At 69.1% G+C, this 15,000-nt stretch carries 15 protein-coding genes; 9 read left to right on the top strand and 6 right to left on the bottom strand.

The features are described 5' to 3' along the window. Positions 1-562: 562 nt before the first annotated feature. The 5 genes from VXM69_RS11325 (at position 563) to creD (ending at position 5,987) form a co-directional block, all read left to right on the top strand. Entirely contained in the window at positions 563-1,471 is a 909-nt protein-coding gene (locus tag VXM69_RS11325) for a sterol desaturase family protein (protein WP_367188605.1), read from the top strand. Between the two features lie 56 nt (positions 1,472-1,527). Further along, on the top strand, positions 1,528-2,241 hold the full coding sequence (locus tag VXM69_RS11320) for an SDR family NAD(P)-dependent oxidoreductase (protein WP_069245965.1): 714 nt from the start codon (positions 1,528-1,530) through the stop codon (positions 2,239-2,241). A gap of 79 nt (positions 2,242-2,320) precedes the next feature. Next, positions 2,321-3,031, top strand: a complete 711-nt coding sequence (gene creB / locus VXM69_RS11315; RefSeq protein WP_124670307.1) for a two-component system response regulator CreB — start codon at positions 2,321-2,323, stop codon at positions 3,029-3,031. A gap of 15 nt (positions 3,032-3,046) precedes the next feature. Continuing rightward, a complete protein-coding gene (creC, locus tag VXM69_RS11310; protein WP_367188604.1) occupies positions 3,047-4,498 on the top strand; it encodes a two-component system sensor histidine kinase CreC in 1,452 nt (483 codons plus the stop codon). Positions 4,499-4,601: 103 nt separating this feature from the next. Continuing rightward, positions 4,602-5,987, top strand: coding sequence for a cell envelope integrity protein CreD (gene creD, locus VXM69_RS11305; RefSeq protein WP_367188603.1), 1,386 nt, complete (start codon positions 4,602-4,604; stop codon positions 5,985-5,987). A gap of 76 nt (positions 5,988-6,063) precedes the next feature. On the opposite strand, the gene VXM69_RS11300 is transcribed toward creD, so the two are convergent. Continuing rightward, positions 6,064-6,486: a RidA family protein gene (locus tag VXM69_RS11300; protein WP_034189450.1), complete on the bottom strand. Its 423-nt coding sequence runs from the start codon at positions 6,484-6,486 to the stop codon at positions 6,064-6,066. Positions 6,487-6,647: 161 nt separating this feature from the next. On the opposite strand from VXM69_RS11300, the gene VXM69_RS11295 reads away from it, so the two are divergent. Next, positions 6,648-6,845 carry an oxidoreductase-like domain-containing protein gene (locus VXM69_RS11295; RefSeq protein WP_034189451.1) on the top strand — a complete coding sequence of 66 codons (198 nt, stop codon included), beginning with the start codon at positions 6,648-6,650 and terminating at the stop codon, positions 6,843-6,845. A 66-nt stretch (positions 6,846-6,911) separates the two neighbouring features. Here the strand turns inward: VXM69_RS11295 and VXM69_RS11290 are convergent, their stop codons facing one another. Then, positions 6,912-8,372, bottom strand: a complete 1,461-nt coding sequence (locus tag VXM69_RS11290; protein WP_367188602.1) for an MFS transporter — start codon at positions 8,370-8,372, stop codon at positions 6,912-6,914. Positions 8,373-8,516: 144 nt separating this feature from the next. Here VXM69_RS11290 and VXM69_RS11285 point away from each other — a divergent pair, with 144 nt between their 5' ends. Together VXM69_RS11285 and VXM69_RS11280 are read left to right on the top strand one after the other, a co-directional pair. Then, positions 8,517-9,389, top strand: coding sequence for a LysR family transcriptional regulator (locus VXM69_RS11285; protein ID WP_034189453.1), 873 nt, complete (start codon positions 8,517-8,519; stop codon positions 9,387-9,389). Between the two features lie 60 nt (positions 9,390-9,449). Then, positions 9,450-9,770, top strand: coding sequence for a hypothetical protein (locus VXM69_RS11280; protein ID WP_367188601.1), 321 nt, complete (start codon positions 9,450-9,452; stop codon positions 9,768-9,770). Positions 9,771-9,801: 31 nt separating this feature from the next. Here VXM69_RS11280 and VXM69_RS11275 read toward each other — a convergent pair whose 3' ends face one another. After that, complete coding sequence (locus VXM69_RS11275; RefSeq protein WP_049033348.1) at positions 9,802-10,704, bottom strand: LysR family transcriptional regulator; 903 nt, start codon at positions 10,702-10,704, stop codon at positions 9,802-9,804. A gap of 98 nt (positions 10,705-10,802) precedes the next feature. On the opposite strand from VXM69_RS11275, the gene VXM69_RS11270 reads away from it, so the two are divergent. Beyond that, positions 10,803-11,783 (top strand): NAD-dependent epimerase/dehydratase family protein, encoded by a 981-nt coding sequence (locus VXM69_RS11270; protein ID WP_226227693.1) that lies wholly within the window; start codon positions 10,803-10,805, stop codon positions 11,781-11,783. A 348-nt stretch (positions 11,784-12,131) separates the two neighbouring features. Here the strand turns inward: VXM69_RS11270 and VXM69_RS11265 are convergent, their stop codons facing one another. The 3 genes from VXM69_RS11265 to VXM69_RS11255 form a co-directional block, all read right to left on the bottom strand. Continuing rightward, the gene (locus VXM69_RS11265) at positions 12,132-12,833 is read right to left on the bottom strand and encodes a DUF2848 domain-containing protein (RefSeq protein WP_034189531.1); all 702 of its coding nucleotides are present in this window, start codon (positions 12,831-12,833) and stop codon (positions 12,132-12,134) included. A gap of 46 nt (positions 12,834-12,879) precedes the next feature. Next, the gene (locus VXM69_RS11260) at positions 12,880-14,187 is read right to left on the bottom strand and encodes an MFS transporter (protein WP_049033354.1); all 1,308 of its coding nucleotides are present in this window, start codon (positions 14,185-14,187) and stop codon (positions 12,880-12,882) included. Positions 14,188-14,270: 83 nt separating this feature from the next. Further along, complete coding sequence (locus VXM69_RS11255) at positions 14,271-14,960, bottom strand: hypothetical protein (protein ID WP_367188600.1); 690 nt, start codon at positions 14,958-14,960, stop codon at positions 14,271-14,273. Between the last annotated feature and the right edge of the window lie 40 nt (positions 14,961-15,000).

Below are 15,000 nucleotides of genomic sequence, written 5' to 3'. Positions count from 1 at the left end.
TCGCGTCATGAAAGATGTCGCGGTGTTACACGCGGCGCGGTGTTTTTCGGTACGACGAATGCTTGCGTCGGCCGCGTCGATCGCGGGCGTGCCGCGCCAGGCAACGGATCACGGCGATGCAGTCACGAGCGGGGAGGTTTGACGGCAGGGGGCGGCGCATCCAATTCACGGCGCGCAAACGTGTCGCGGTGACATGCGGCGACATATTTGCCGACCGGTTCATGCATGCACCGCGCCGATCCACATATGTCGTCCAGTCGCTGCCGATTCCATCGAACACCTGTTGCACACGCCGCCGGCCGGCTCAACCGCGACATACCACGACATACCGCGACATATTTTTCGCCGGACACGCACGCGTTCGCCTTCCGCCGGCCCGATCTCCAGTCCACACGCGTCCGCGACCGCTGCCGGCCGCGCGAACCCACTTCATCGCGACATACGGCGACATATTTCCTGCGTGGCCTTTCCGTTCCTTGCCCCCTACAGTGCGTTCCATTCGACGCGATAGCGGCATGTGCTGCCCATGACGCGTCCGACTCAACCGAAGGAAAGGCCCATCATGCTCACCACCACCGGAAAGCTCGCGTACATCGTCACGCTCTTCATCGTTGCCGTCTCGCTCGTCGAGGCGGCCGTGCTCACCTGGCGCCGCAGCCGCCAGCCCGAACCGTTCGACTGGAACGAGGTGTGGCTGTCGCTTGCCGATCTCGCGGGCCGCAAGCTGCTCGCGCTCGTGCCGCTGTCGCTCGCCACGCCCGTGTTCGATCTGGCATGGGCGCACCGGCTCTTCACGATCACGCTCCACAGCGTCGCGCTCGCGCTGCTCGTGTTCGTCGGCCAGGAATTCTGCTACTACTGGTATCACCGCGCGTCGCACCGCGTGCGCTTCTTCTGGTCGACGCATGCGGTGCATCATTCGCCGAACCAGTTGACGCTGTCGTCCGCGTTCCGCCTCGGCTGGACCGGCAAGATCGCCGGCGCCGCGATGTTCTTCACGCCGCTCGTGTGGCTCGGCGTGCGTCCCGAAGCGGTGCTCGCGATCCTGTCGTTCAACCTGATGTACCAGTTCTGGCTGCACAACACGTGGATGCCGAAGCTCGGCTGGCTTGAATACGTGTTCAACACGCCGTCCGCGCATCGCGTGCACCATGCGTCGAACCTCGATTACCTCGATGCGAACTACGGCGGCGTGCTGATCGTGTTCGACCGGCTGTTCGGCACCTATGTCGCCGAGCGCGACGACGAACCGTGCCGCTACGGCCTCGTCACGCCGACGCGTTCGCGCAATCCGTTCGTCGTCGAGCTCGAGCACTGGGCGAGCCTGGCACGCGACGTCGCGACGGCCCGCGACGTGTGGACCGCGTTCCGTTTCGTGGTGCTGCCGCCGGGCTGGCGGCCGGGCAACCAGGGCGAAACGACGGAGGAGCTGCGCCGCCGCAGCCTCGTCGCCGTGCGCACGGATGCGTGAACGGCGCTACGCTGTCGGATCTTCGTCAATCACCCTCGATCCAGGAGAACGCATCGATGGAACACGACCTGAAAGGCAAGGCAGTCGCGATCACCGGCGGATTCGGCCATCTGGGCGTCGCGACAGCCGCATGGCTCGGCGCGCGCGGCGCACGCGTCGCGCTGATCGGCCGCGGCGCGGCCCCCGGTGCACCGGCGCTGCCCGGCGTGCCGGCCGATGCATTGCGCATCGGCGGCATCGATCTCGTCGATCCACAGGCGGCCGCGCGGGCACTCGAGTCGGTCAACCGCGAATTCGGCCGGGTCGACGCGCTGCTGAACATCGCGGGCGCATTCGTGTGGCAGACGATCGCCGACGGCGATGCCGCCACGTGGGACCGCATGTACGAACTGAACGTGAAGACGGCGCTGAACGCATCGAAAGCCGCGCTGCCGTACCTGCTGGCGAGCCCGGCCGGCCGTGTCGTCAACATCGGCGCGGGCGCGGCCTTCAAGGCGGGCGCGGGCATGGGTCCGTATGCGGCCGCGAAGGCCGGCGTCGCGCGCCTCACCGAGGCGCTGGCGGCCGAGCTGCTCGACCGCGGCGTGACGGTGAACGCCCTCCTGCCGAGCATCATCGATACGCCGCCGAACCGCGCGGACATGCCCGACGCGGATTTCACGCGCTGGGTGCGGCCGGAACAGATCGCGGCGACGATCGGGTTCCTGCTGTCGGCCGACGCGCAGGCGATCACCGGCGCATCGATTCCGGTGAGCGGCCGCGTGGCGTAGCGCACCGGCCGGGAAGGGGCTCGCGCGGCCGGTCGTGCGTACAATGTCGCACCGGATTGCGCGACCCAGACCCGAGACCATGAATCAGCCCAATATCCTGATCGTCGAAGACGAAACGGCGATCGCGGACACGATCGTCTACGCCCTCGGCACCGACGGCATGCAGACCGTCCACTGCACGCTCGGACAGGCGGCGCTCGACCATCTGCGCGACACGCGCTTCGATCTCGTGGTGCTCGACGTCGGCCTGCCGGATCTCAGCGGCTTCGAAGTGTGCCGGCGGCTGCGCACGTTTACCGACATTCCGGTGATTTTCCTGACCGCGCGGCACGACGAGATCGACCGGATCGTCGGGCTCGAGATCGGCGCCGACGATTACGTGATCAAACCGTTCTCGCCGCGCGAGCTGGCGGCGCGGGTACGTGTGATCCTGCGCCGCTTCCATCGGACGGCCGCGCCGGAACCGGCGCCCGGGCCCGCGGCGGCGCCGGCGGAACCGACCGCGCCGGGTTTCACGCTCGACACCGACGGCGCGCGCGTATCGTGGCTCGGCCACGCGCTGGACCTCACGCGTTATGAATTCGGCCTGCTGGCGCTGCTGGTCCGGCATCCAGGGCGCATCTACTCGCGGGAACAGCTGATGGACCTCGTGTGGCACGAGGCATTCGATTCCGCCGATCGCACGGTCGACACGCACATCAAGACACTGCGCGCCAAGCTGCGCGCGATCGATCCCGGGCGCGACCCGATCCGCACGCATCGCGGCATGGGTTATTCGCTGCAACCGTAACGACCGGCACCGCCCATGCATATCGGCCTGCGCATCTTCTTCGGTTTTTTCCTGATTGTCGGTCTCGCCGCGCTGATCACGCTGCGCGTGTTCGTGCAGGAGGTGAAGCCCGGCGTGCGCGAGGCGATGGAGGACACGCTCGTCGATACCGCGCAGGTACTCGCGGCGCTGGCCGCCGACGACCTGGCGAACGGGCACATCGCCGACGGCGCGTTCGCGCGTCAGCTCGGCAAGCTGCACGAGCGTCCGGTCAGCGCGAACGTGTGGGGCATCCAGAAGAACGCGATCGGCTACCGCCTTTACGTCACCGACGCGCACGGCATCGTGCGCTACGACTCGTCCGGCAGCGCGGTCGGCCAGGACTATTCGCGCTGGAACGACGTGTACCGGACGCTGCGCGGCGAATACGGCGCGCGCAGCACGCGCAGCGATCCGAACGACGACGGCAGCACCGTGATGCACGTCGCGGCGCCGATCCGGCGCGGGAACGAGATCATCGGCGTGCTGACGATCGCGAAGCCGAACCAGACGGTCGCGCCGTTCATCGCGCGCAGCCAGCGCAAGATCATGCTGTACGGCGCGTTGCTGATGGGCGGCGCGATCCTGATCGGCGTGGCGTGCACGTGGTGGCTGGTGCTCGGGCTGCGGCGCCTGCAGCGCTATGCGCGCGCGATCGCGGCCGGCGAGCGCGCGGTGATGCCGCTGCAGGGCGCGAACGAGCTGGCCGAGTTGGGGCGCGCGGTGGAAAGCATGCATCGGCGGCTGGAGGACCGGCAGTACGTCGAAACCTACATCCACACACTCACGCACGAGATGAAAAGCCCGCTGGCCGCGATCAGCGGCGCGGCCGAACTGCTGCAGGAAGACATGCCGGTCGCGAACCGCCGGCGTTTCACCGAGAACATCCGCCGCCAGGCCGGCCGCCTCGAACAGATGATCCGCAAGCTGCTCGCGCTGGCCGAGGTCGAGCAGCAGCAGCGCCTGTCGGTGCGCGAACCGGTTGCGCTGCGGTCGGTGCTCGACCAGCTCGTCGACGATATCGAGCCGCGCGCGCGGCAGCGCGGCGTGAGCTTGCGGATCGACGCGAACGAGGCGGCCGATCCGGCGGTCGTCGAAGGCGATCCGTTCCTGCTGCGGCAGGCGCTCGGCAACCTGCTCGACAATGCACTGGATTTCGCGCCACGGGGCAGCACGATCCGGATCGCGCTCGAACGGCGGGCGGCGGGCAGGGCGCACGTCTCGGTCGTGCGCGTCGACGACGACGGCCCCGGCGTGCCCGACTACGCGCTGTCGCGCGTGTTCGAGCGCTTCTATTCGCTGCCGCGCCCCGACGGGCAGGATCGCAGCACGGGCCTCGGGCTGTGTTTCGTCCGCGAGGTCGCGATGCTGCACCGCGGCCAGGTTGCGCTCGCGAACCGCGACGAAGGCGGCGCGTGCGCGACGCTCACGCTGCCGTCGGCCGGCTGAACGCACTTCACGTTCGCCACACATTTGCTTCACACCGGCTTCAATCGCCCTTCACCGGGGCCGCTCATGCTGACCGCATCTTCCACTACGGTGTCGGTCGGCAATGAATCGAGTCCTGTTGTTCAAATCCATGATCACCGCGTTGCTCGCGCTGGCGATCCTGATCCCGCTGCAGATGGTCCAGAGCATCGTGCGGGAACGCGCCGAGTATCGCGAGAGCGCCTTGCAGAGCATCTGGGCGAGCTATGCGGGCCCGCAGACGGTGACGGGGCCGGTGCTCGTCGTGCGTTACACGGAAGTCACGCGCGTGCGCGACAGCGCGCCGCCGCGCGGCGCGCCGAAGACGAGCCTCAGAAGCGAGACGAAACGCATGCTCGTGTTTCCGAAGACGCTGAACGTCGACGGTGCGCTCGACATCAAGGTCCGTTATCGCGGCATCCACAAGGCGCTCGTGTACGACCTGGCGAGCCGGATGACGGGCACGCTCGCGCTGCCGGACCTGAAGAAGCTGCCGCAGGCGGACGGCCACGTGAGCTTCGCGATCGACGACGCGTATGTCGCGCTCGGCATCGGGGACATTCGCGGGCTGAAGGCGCAGCCCGACCTGCGCATCGGCGGCGAGCGGCTCGAGATCGAGCAGGGCACGCGGCTGGAGAGCCTGCACCAGGGCGTGCATGCGAACGTCGATCTCGCGGCGCTCGCGAAAGCGGGCGCGGTCGTGCCGTTCAGCATCGACCTGCCGCTGGTCGGCGCGGAATCGGTCGCGTTCGCGCCGGTGGCCGACCAGAACGATTTCTCGCTGAAGTCGAAGTGGCCGCATCCGAGCTTCGGCGGCGCGTTCCTGCCGGGCGAGCGCACGATCGATGCAAACGGCTTCACCAGCAACTGGCACGTGACGTCGTTCAACACGAAGGCGCGCGAGCAGGTCGCGTCGGGCAACGGCAACGGCGAGGGCGCGATCGAGATGGCGTCGGTGTCGGTGATCGAGCCCGTGAACGTCTATCTGCAGGCCGAACGCGCGACGAAGTACGGTGCGCTGTTCGTGTTGCTCACGTTCGCGAGCTTCTTCATGTACGAGCTCGTGAAGCGGTTGCGCATTCACCCGATCCAGTACACGCTGGTCGGCTTGTCGCTCGCGCTGTTCTTCCTGCTGTTGTTGAGCCTGTCCGAGCACATCGCGTTCGGCTATGCGTATCTCGCGGCGAGCAGCGCATGCATCGGGCTGCTCGGCTTCTACCTGTCGTTCGTGCTGCACAGCGCGAAGCGTGGCGCGCTGTTCGCGGTGCTGCTCGCGATGCTGTACGCGGCGCTCTACGGGCTGCTGTTGTCGGAAGACAATGCGCTGATGCTCGGTTCGCTGCTGCTGTTTGCGATCCTCGCCGGCATCATGACGCTCACGCGCCGCGTCGACTGGTATTCGCTCGGTGCCGCGTGGCAGCCGCTGGCCGACAAGCCGGGGGCCGCGAAGACCGGCGGGCCGGCGAAGTAAGCGGGCGGGTGGCGAGCAGGCGCGCGCCGGGCGGGAATGCCGCGCCGGCGCGCGATCCCACGCGGGCCGATGCCCGTCACACGGCCGTCTCCGGGCGACGAAACCGCGCCGCCGGAATCTCGGCGATGGCCGCGATCTCGATCAGCAGGTCGGGATGGTAGAGACGCTCGACCTGGACGGTCGTCGTCACCGGATAAGGTGCGGCGAAGTACGTGTTGCGGATGTCGCCGGCCTGCATGAATGCCTCGATGTCGGTGGCGTAATGGACGAGCGAGATCACGTCGCGCATCTGCCCGCCCAGCGCGGCCAGCACATCGCGGACGTTGTCGAGTGTCCGGCGAACCTGGGCGCGCATGTCGCCGGCACCGACTACCTGCCCGTCGCGGTCGAGCGCGACTTGCCCTTTCAGATGCACGATCCGGCCGTCGCCCTGGATCACGGCCATCGAGAACGCGCCGAACGGCGCCCAGACTTCCGGTGGATTCACGGCTTCGGCCATCGCGCGGCTCCTGTTGGGGGAAATGGGGCGAACGCAGCGGAGTGCCGCGGTCGGCAGTCGCGCCGTGACGGATGCGTTGATCGTCGATCCGCCAGGCTTGCCGAAAGCGGCGGCGGCCCGGATCGCCCTATACTGACCGTTCCACATCACCGGAACACGCCGTGCCGAATCAAGCTTCAGAGGATCCTTCCGTCGACGATCCCCGTCCGACCCCGCCCATCCAGCCCGAACTGGAAGACTGCTGCAACAGCGGCTGCTCGCCGTGCGTCTTCGACCTGTATGACGAGGCGCTTGCGCAGTATCGCATCGACCTGGCCGAATGGGAGGCGCGACAAGCGCAGCGCAAGCAACCGCATTGAACCGGGGGCGCCGGGGGGCCTGTTCCCGGCCCGGTCGGCCTGCGGGCGAGTCCGTCTCGCTCCCGTTCACGCGCGGGCATGCAGCCGGCGATGCAGCGGCCCGAGCGCCGTCGACAAGGCGATGCACGCCAGCAACACGACCGTCAGCGTGAACATCGACGTCCTGAATCCCTGCACGTAATCGACCGCGGCCGGATGGCTGCCGAGCCGGGCGAAGAACACGCCGCCGATCGTCGCGGCACCGACGGCCGCGCCGATCTGCAGCATCGCGCTGACCATCCCGGACGCGACGCCCGCGCGGGCCGCGTCGACTTCCGCGAGCACGATCCGTACGACCGACGGCAACACGAGCCCTTGTCCGATCCCGATCGCCGCGATGCCGGCATAGAAGCCGGGCCCCGGCGCGCCTTCGCTCGCGAGCGCGGCAGCGGTCGTGACGCCGGCCGCGAGCATCACGAAGCCGAGCGTGAGGACGCGATGGCCGCCGAACCTGCCGACGAGGCGCGGCATCAGCAGCGGACTGGCGAGGAAGCCGAGCCCGAGCGGCAGGATCGCGAACCCGGACGCGAGCGGCGACCAGTTCAGGCAGCCCTGCAGATAGATCCCGTAACTCAGGAAAAACGCGCTCAGCATGTAGAACAGGAACGCGAGCAGGAGCCCGAGCGCGACGACCGGGTTGCGGAACAGGCGCACGTCGAGCAGCGGATCGCGGCCGCCGGCGAGCCGGCGCGATTCGACGGCCAGCAGCGCGCCGAGCATCGGCAGCGCGCCGACGAGGCACGCGATCATCCACAGCGGCCAGCCGGCCTCGCGGCCGTGCGTGAGCGGGTACACGAGCATCAGCAGGAACAGCGACATCAGCATCGTGCCGGGCACGTCGATGCGCTGGCCGCGCGGCGGCCGGTTCTCCGGAATGAAGCGCCAGCTGCCGATCAGCGCAAGGATGCCGATCGGCAGATTGACGAGGAAGATCGCGCGCCAGCCGAGCCCGAACGGATGCAGGCTGATCAACGCGCCGCCGCCCAGCTGGCCGATCACGGCCGCGAGGCCGAACGCGAACCCGTAGAAGCCCATCACGCGCACCTGTTCCTGCGGGCTGAACACGCTGCGGATCGTCGCGAGCACCTGCGGCGCGAGGATCGCGGCGAACAGGCCCTGCAGCACGCGGCCGCCGACGAGCACGGTGCCGTTGCCGGCGAGCCCGCACAGCGTCGACGCGAGCACGAAGCCGGCCATGCCGGTCATGAACATGCGCTTGCGGCCGTACAGGTCGCCGAGGCGGCCGCCCGTGATCTGGACGACCGCGCTCGCGCATGCGTACGCGGACACGACGAGCTGCAGTTCGGCGGGGCGCGCGCCGATGCCGTCGCGGATGGCCGGTAACGCAAGATTCACGATGAAGTAGTCAAGCGGCGGCAGAATGGCGCCGACCAGCAGGACCACGAGCGCCCAGCCGTGATGGCTGCGCGGCGTCGCCGCGGCGGCCGCGCCGGCTGGCGCGCAAGGAGCAAGGGTGGGGTTCGTCATGGCAGCAGGGTCCAAAAAATGAGGGCCGTATGTGCAGGCGACGCACGCAGGCCGTTGACCCCGTATTCTGGCGATCGCCTATGGTTCGGAAAAGCGGGAAAGAGTGGTAGCATCCATCGGGTTATTCGATGGATGGAGAGGGCGATGCGCGGTTTCGACCTGGATCAGTTGCGCACTTTCGCGGCGGTCGCGGACGCCGGCAGCCTGTCGGCCGCCGCGCCGCTGCTGCACCTGTCGCAGTCGACGGTCAGCGAGCAGGTGCGCAAGCTCGAATCGCGCGCCGGCGTGCCGTTGTTCGTGCGCAGCAAGCGCGGCGTCGAGCCGACGCCGGCCGGCACGCGGCTGCTGCAGCACGCCCGGCGCATCGTCGCGTTGAACGAGGCCGCGTTCGACGAGCTGCGCGGGCAGGCGATCAAGGGCGAGCTGCGCGTCGCGATCACCGACTACTACCGCACGAATGAAGTGGCGGGGATGCTGGCACGGCTGCGCGAGTGCTATCCGCAGTTGAGCCTGCACGTGAGCGCGATGAAGAGCGTGGACATCGAGGCCGCGCACGCGCGCGGGCAGATCGATCTCGGCGTCGTGATGAACCTGTCGAGCGGGCCGTTCCGGCCGGCGTCGGCCGATGCGCGCTGGGTGTTGCGGCGCGAGCCGCTGTCGTGGGTCGCGTCGCCCGCGCTCGCCGAGCAGTTGCCCGAGCCGCTGCCGCTCGTGCTGCTGCCGGACGACTGCATGATGCATCAGGTCGCCGTGCGCTCGCTCGACGAGCAGCACACGCCGTACGTGCTGGTGCACAGCGCATCGGGGGTCGCGGGGCTGCAGTCGATGCTCGCGGCCGGGCTTGGGGTCGGCTGCCTGTGCGCGTCGGCGATCGGCGACGGCCTGATGCGGCTCGGCACGAAATTCCGCTTGCCGCCGCTGCCCGACGCGGTGTTTTCGCTGACGCCGCCGATGCCGGGCGAACGCGAGACCGTCACCCAGGCGCGCGAAGTGCTGTCGCGCCAGCTGCTGATGTAAAACCTTGCCGCGCGACACGCGGCGGCGCGTATCCGGGAGGCGCGCCAGGGGACCACAGGCATGAACGACGATCTGAAGAACCAGATGGCCGAAAGGCTGCAGGATGCGCTGGAGCGTGTGGTCGACGAGCGCTCGCTGATCCACTTCCTGCGCGTGCTCGGCCATGACTGGCACAAGGAGCGGCAGCTCGAGGCCGACATGCCGCCGTCGCCGTACGCGCATGCCGCGCTCGGCTGGGAAAACCGCTCGATCGGCGAGTACCTGGAGGCGATGGTCGACTGGGCCGAGGCGTCGGAGGAAGGGCTGCGGTTCTACGACGTGCTCGAGAACCCGTGGCGCCGTCTCGCGGACATCCTGTTCGCCGGAAAAAGCTACGAATAGCGCGGCCCGCGCGATTCACGCCAGCCGCCGTCTACTCGGCGGTTTCGCCATCGACATAAGCACGCAACCCGTTGGCGAGCGCGTCGAACACGGCACGGCAGCGCGGGCTCGTCCGCAGGTCCTCGTGCATCACGACCCAGGTTTCCAGCCGCATCGCGAGTGCGTCCGGCAGCACGCGCACGATCCGGGCGTCGCGTTTCGCGAGCGCCGACTGGCAGAAGCCGATTCCGTAGCCGGCGCGGATCATCGCGAGTTGCGCGAGGTTGCTGTCGGTGCGCAGCGCGAACGCGTCGCGTTTCCATGACGGCATCCCGCGCCCCGCCGAACGGATGAACGGCGTGACCGTATCGAAGCCGATCAGCGCATGATGCGCGAGTGCATCGATCGTCGCGGGTGTCCCGTTGTGCGCGAGGTAGTCGTCGCGGGCATACAGCCCGACCTCGATTTCGCCGATGCGCCGCGCGACGAGCGCCTCCTGCGCGGGCGGCGCCATCCGCACCGCGATGTCGGCCTCGCGCTTCAGCACGTCCTGGATGCGGTCGGTCGGCACCAGTTCGATCACGAGCCCCGGATGCTCGCGCCGCAACCGCGCGAGCATCGGCGGCAGCACCTCGACGGCGATCACGTCGCTGGCCGAGATCCGCACGATGCCGCGCACGCCCGCGCCGTGGCTCGCGGCCGCGCGCTCGAACGCGGCCGCCGCGCTGCGCAGCGCTTCGGCGTGGCCGCGCAGCGCAAGCGCCGCCTCGGTCGGCAGCAGGCCCGACGGCGAGCGCGTGAACAGCGTCTGGCCGAACGCGGCTTCGAGCGCCGCGACGTGGCGGCCGGCCGTCGGCTGCGTGATGCCGAGCGCGCGCGCCGCGCCGGAAAGCGAGCCCTCCGTCAGCACGGCGAGAAAGGTCCGGTAGCGTTCCCAGTTCAGATCGATGGTCATACATAAATGTATAGCCGATCTTCGAGGTTGGGCAATTTATTGTTAGTCGCCGGCACGCCAGAATGCGTCTCACGATGGTTCATTCAAGGAGAGCGGCGATGACGACGGATACAGGCATGGCGCACCGGCAGGTACTGGTGCTCGGTGCGAGCGGCGGGATTGGCGGGGAAGTCGCGCGGCAGTTGCGCGATGCAGGCTGGCAGGTGCGTGCGCTCAAGCGCGGGCTCGATGCCGAGGTCGTGGAGCGCGACGGCATCGTGTGGATGCGCGGCGATGCGCTGGATCGCGACGCGGTGGTCCGTGCCGCACGCGGCTGCAGCGTGATCGTGCATGCGGTGAATCCGCCCGGATACCGGAACTGGCCGACCCAGGTGCTGCCGATGATCGACAACACGATCGCGGCGGCGACGGGGGCGCAGGCGACCATCGTGCTGCCCGGGACCGTCTACAACTATGGCGCGGATGCGTTCCCGCTGCTGCGGGAGGATGCCCCGCAGCATCCGGCGACCCGCAAGGGCGCGATCCGCGTCGAGATGGAGCGGCGGCTGCAGGACGCGACCGCGCGGGGCGTGCGCACGATCATCGTGCGGGCGGGCGATTTCTTCGGGGCGAGCGCCCGCAACAACTGGTTCTCGCAGGGGCTGATCAAGCCCGGACGGCCCGTCGCGACCGTCAATGTACCGGGGCGGCCGGGCGTCGGCCATCAGTGGTCGTACCTGCCGGACGCCGCCCGCGCGATGGTCGAACTGATCGAACGGCGCGATGCGCTGGAGCCGTTCGCGCGTTTTCATCTGGGCGGGCACTGGGATGCGGACGGCACGCAGATGGCGCAGGCCGTGCAGCGCGTCGCGCAACGGCACGGGGCGCGGCCGGTGGTGCGGCGCTTTCCGTGGTGGCTCGTGTGGGCGGCGGCGCCGTTCGTCACGACGCTGCGCGAGATGCTGGAGATGCGTTACCTGTGGCGCGAGCCGCTGCGGATGGACAACGCACGCGTCACCGCGGTGCTCGGCCGCGAGCCGGTGACGCCGCTCGATACGGCGGTGGAGGCGACGCTGGCGGGGCTGGGGTGTCTCAAGTGAGCCTGGGCCCTTGCGACGGGCTTCGCCCGGGCACGGGAAAGCGCCGTCGCGCATTGAAGCACCCGCGGGACAACAATTCTCCACATACCCGCGCACGTCCGATGCGCATCATGTCGGTGATACCGATCATGCGAAAACGGGGGCGCGATGTGGCAATTCGGATGGAAAGCGTCGGTTGCGGGAGCAATCGTGTTCACATTGAGCGGGTGTACCAACCTGGCAGGTGTGCTGTACTGCGACAACTCGCAGTTCAACTTCCCGGACTACCGCTGCTTTGAATCGTACAGGTAGGAACGGGCGCGCCGGCCGAACGCCGCCGCGCGCGTCCCGTGCGGTTTTCCGCTGCCGTTACGCCACGACCGGCAACACCTCGACCGCATACCGGTGCCGCAGGCTGCGCCCGAGCACCGGATCGTGCAGTTCCATCTCGAACGCATCGCCGTCGCCCATCGCCGCGATCGCGCCATGCACGGCGACCGTCCCGCCATACATCGCGCAGCGCGCGGGCATCGTGCGGCGGTCGTCGAAACGCCGCCACAGCACGTCCGGCGCGAGCAGGCCGCTCACCGCGCCGTGCTGGTACGCGACCCGTTCGCCATCGCGCGCAATCAGCCACGCACGCATCTCGATCGCGTCCCAGTGACCGGCGACGTCCGCATACCGCCATGCATCGCGGCCGAGCGGTTTCGCGCATACCTGCTTCGACACCGCGACGCCGTACGCCTCGACCTCGCGATCCGTGTGATCGGACCCGACCGTCACCAGCGTGCCGGCCGGGCTGTCGACGAGCACGCACTCGATCTCGCCGCCCGAGCGTGTACCGAGCACGCCGATCGACGGCGCCTGCGTGAGCAGCGCGGACGATACGCGATAGAAGCACGGCGTGGTCGACGGCGGCGCGACGCCGAGCGCTGCGAGTTCGTCGATATGCGCCTGGATCGCGGCCGGGTCGCGGCCGGCCCAGCCGGCAATCACGACGCGCTCGATGTCGACGTCGACGGCGGCCGGTGCATCTTGCAGGGAAATCACGTTGAACGACAGGGCTTGCATGCGGATATCCATTTGAAGTGCGAAGCAATGAATCGGCTGGCGGCGCTCAATCCTCGAGAGCCCGGTGTGCGGTCTCGCGCGCGGCGAGCAGCGCGATCGACGTGACGACGAGCGCGGCGGTGACGTACAGCGACACGGCCGTCGTCGTGCCCGTCTGCCGGAACAGCGTGGCGATCACGAGCGGCGCGAAGCCGCCGCCGACGATGCCCGCGAGCGTGTAGGCGAGCGACGAGCCCGCATAGCGCACGCGGGTGGGGAACTGTTCGGTCACGAACGCGCCCTGCGGGCCATACATCACCGCATGGATCACGAGACCGACCGCAACCGCCGCGACGATCGCGCCGGGGCGCGCCGAATCGAGCATCGCGAAGAACACGAACGCCCACACGATGCCGGCCAGCGCGCCGGCGAGATACACGGGCCGGCGGCCGAAGCGGTCCGACAGCGCGCCGAAGAACGGCACCGCGAGTGCGTTGCACGCGGTGCCGATCATCACGGCCGTCAGCGCGACGGGGCGCGACAGGTGCAGCACGGTCGTCACATAGGTCAGCGTGAACACGACGATCAGCGCATACAGCACGTCCGAGCCGATCCGCGAGCCGCCCGCGATCAGCAGACGCTTCCAGTGATACTTCAGCACGTCGGCGACGGGGACGTCGGCGGTCGCGTGCGATTCGGCGAGTTGCTCGAACTGCGGCGTTTCGTCGACGCCGCGCCGCAGCCAGAAACCGAACACGACGAGCAGCGCGCTGGCCGCGAACGGCACGCGCCAGCCCCACGACAGGAAGGCGTCGGACGTGGTCGACAGCGTCACGAGCGCGATGCAGCCGGTGCCGAGCAGCGTGCCGAACGACGGGCCGATCTGCGTCCACGACGCGGACAGCCCGCGCCGCTTCTGGTCGCCATGCTCGACCGACAGCAGCACCGCGCCGGCCCATTCGCCGCCGAGCGCGACGCCCTGCACGAAACGCAGCGCGACGAGCAGGACCGGGCTCAGGATACCGGCCTGCGCGTAGGTCGGCAGCGCACCCATCAGCGCGGTCGTCACGCCCATCAGCACGAGCGTGAGCATCAGCACCGCGCGGCGGCCGATGCGGTCGCCGAGGTTGCCGAACACGAAACCGCCGAGCGGGCGCGACACGTAGCCGACCGCATAGGTCGAGAACGCGAGGATCGTGCCGGCCAGCGGATCGACCGACGGGAAGAACAGGTGATTGAAAACGAGCGCGGCGAGCGTGTTGTAGATCGTGAAGTCGTACCACTCGAGCGACGTACCGATCATGCTCGCGGTCGCGAGTCGGCGGGTGCGGACGCGGCGGGGCGCGTGGGCGGCGGGCTGGGCGAGAGTGCTCATGGTATCGGGCGGGTCGTGACGGATGACGGGAGAGGGACCGGCGTGCGGACCGCGTGCGGTGCGGCGAGCGCCGGTGTCGGCGTTCAGGCAGGCAATGCGGCCGCGGCGGCCGGTTCGGCTTCGGCGTCACGGTACGCAACCCGCGGCGGCGCGGCGGCGCGCCACAGCAGGTCGAACGTGCGGACGTCGTCGTGCCCGGCGAGCGCGGCGGCCACGCGGCGCGTGACGGCTGCGTCGCTGCCTTCGACCAGTACGAGTGCATCGGCGGCCGGGCGGGCGGCCGCATCCGCGCCGATCGGCGCGGACAGGTCGGGCGCGGTGCGGAAGAGTCGTGCGGCGTGGATGCCCGGTTCGTGCAGCGCGTCGTCGAAGCGCGCGCGCAGTGGCGGCACGTCGATGTGCTGCGGCGGCAGCACGAACAGCGCGAGATGCGCGCCTTCGCCGTCGCCGGCCTCGATCGTCAGCTCGCCGACGCGCCGTTGCGTGCCCGTCATGCGTTCGAAGTTCGCGAGCGACCAGGCGGTCTGCTGCGTGAACGCGCGGCGGTACGCGTCGCCGCGGAACACGTCGAGCGCCTCCGTCACGTACAGCGCGAGGTACTTGCGCGGGCCGCCGTCGGTCGCGCGAAAGCGCCGTGCATGCGTAAAGCCGGGAATCGCGACACGTTCCTGCATGTGCTCGCGGTCGTACCACGCGTTGAAGTCGGCTTCGTGCGCGGGGTCGATATCCGTCCAGACGCAAAGCTGGCCGTGCGGGAGGGAAAGGCGGGTCATCGCGGGGTTCCTTGTGACGGGGGTGTCAGGAACCGCAGTG

The sequence above is a fragment of the Burkholderia sp. Ed8 genome, from assembly GCF_040761425.1.
Lineage (GTDB): Bacteria > Pseudomonadota > Gammaproteobacteria > Burkholderiales > Burkholderiaceae > Burkholderia > Burkholderia seminalis.
This window is presented reverse-complemented; position numbering and strand designations above follow the sequence as displayed.

Coding starts and splice junctions, on each gene's coding strand:
- VXM69_RS11325 (WP_367188605.1), top strand. CDS start 563: ATGCTCACCACCACCGGAAAGCTCGCGTACATCGTCACGCTCTTCATC.
- VXM69_RS11320 (WP_069245965.1), top strand. CDS start 1,528: ATGGAACACGACCTGAAAGGCAAGGCAGTCGCGATCACCGGCGGATTC.
- creB (WP_124670307.1), top strand. CDS start 2,321: ATGAATCAGCCCAATATCCTGATCGTCGAAGACGAAACGGCGATCGCG.
- creC (WP_367188604.1), top strand. CDS start 3,047: ATGCATATCGGCCTGCGCATCTTCTTCGGTTTTTTCCTGATTGTCGGT.
- creD (WP_367188603.1), top strand. CDS start 4,602: ATGAATCGAGTCCTGTTGTTCAAATCCATGATCACCGCGTTGCTCGCG.
- VXM69_RS11300 (WP_034189450.1), bottom strand. CDS start 6,486: ATGGCCGAAGCCGTGAATCCACCGGAAGTCTGGGCGCCGTTCGGCGCG.
- VXM69_RS11290 (WP_367188602.1), bottom strand. CDS start 8,372: ATGACGAACCCCACCCTTGCTCCTTGCGCGCCAGCCGGCGCGGCCGCC.
- VXM69_RS11285 (WP_034189453.1), top strand. CDS start 8,517: ATGCGCGGTTTCGACCTGGATCAGTTGCGCACTTTCGCGGCGGTCGCG.
- VXM69_RS11280 (WP_367188601.1), top strand. CDS start 9,450: ATGAACGACGATCTGAAGAACCAGATGGCCGAAAGGCTGCAGGATGCG.
- VXM69_RS11275 (WP_049033348.1), bottom strand. CDS start 10,704: ATGACCATCGATCTGAACTGGGAACGCTACCGGACCTTTCTCGCCGTG.
- VXM69_RS11270 (WP_226227693.1), top strand. CDS start 10,803: ATGACGACGGATACAGGCATGGCGCACCGGCAGGTACTGGTGCTCGGT.
- VXM69_RS11265 (WP_034189531.1), bottom strand. CDS start 12,833: ATGCAAGCCCTGTCGTTCAACGTGATTTCCCTGCAAGATGCACCGGCC.
- VXM69_RS11260 (WP_049033354.1), bottom strand. CDS start 14,187: ATGAGCACTCTCGCCCAGCCCGCCGCCCACGCGCCCCGCCGCGTCCGC.
- VXM69_RS11255 (WP_367188600.1), bottom strand. CDS start 14,960: ATGACCCGCCTTTCCCTCCCGCACGGCCAGCTTTGCGTCTGGACGGAT.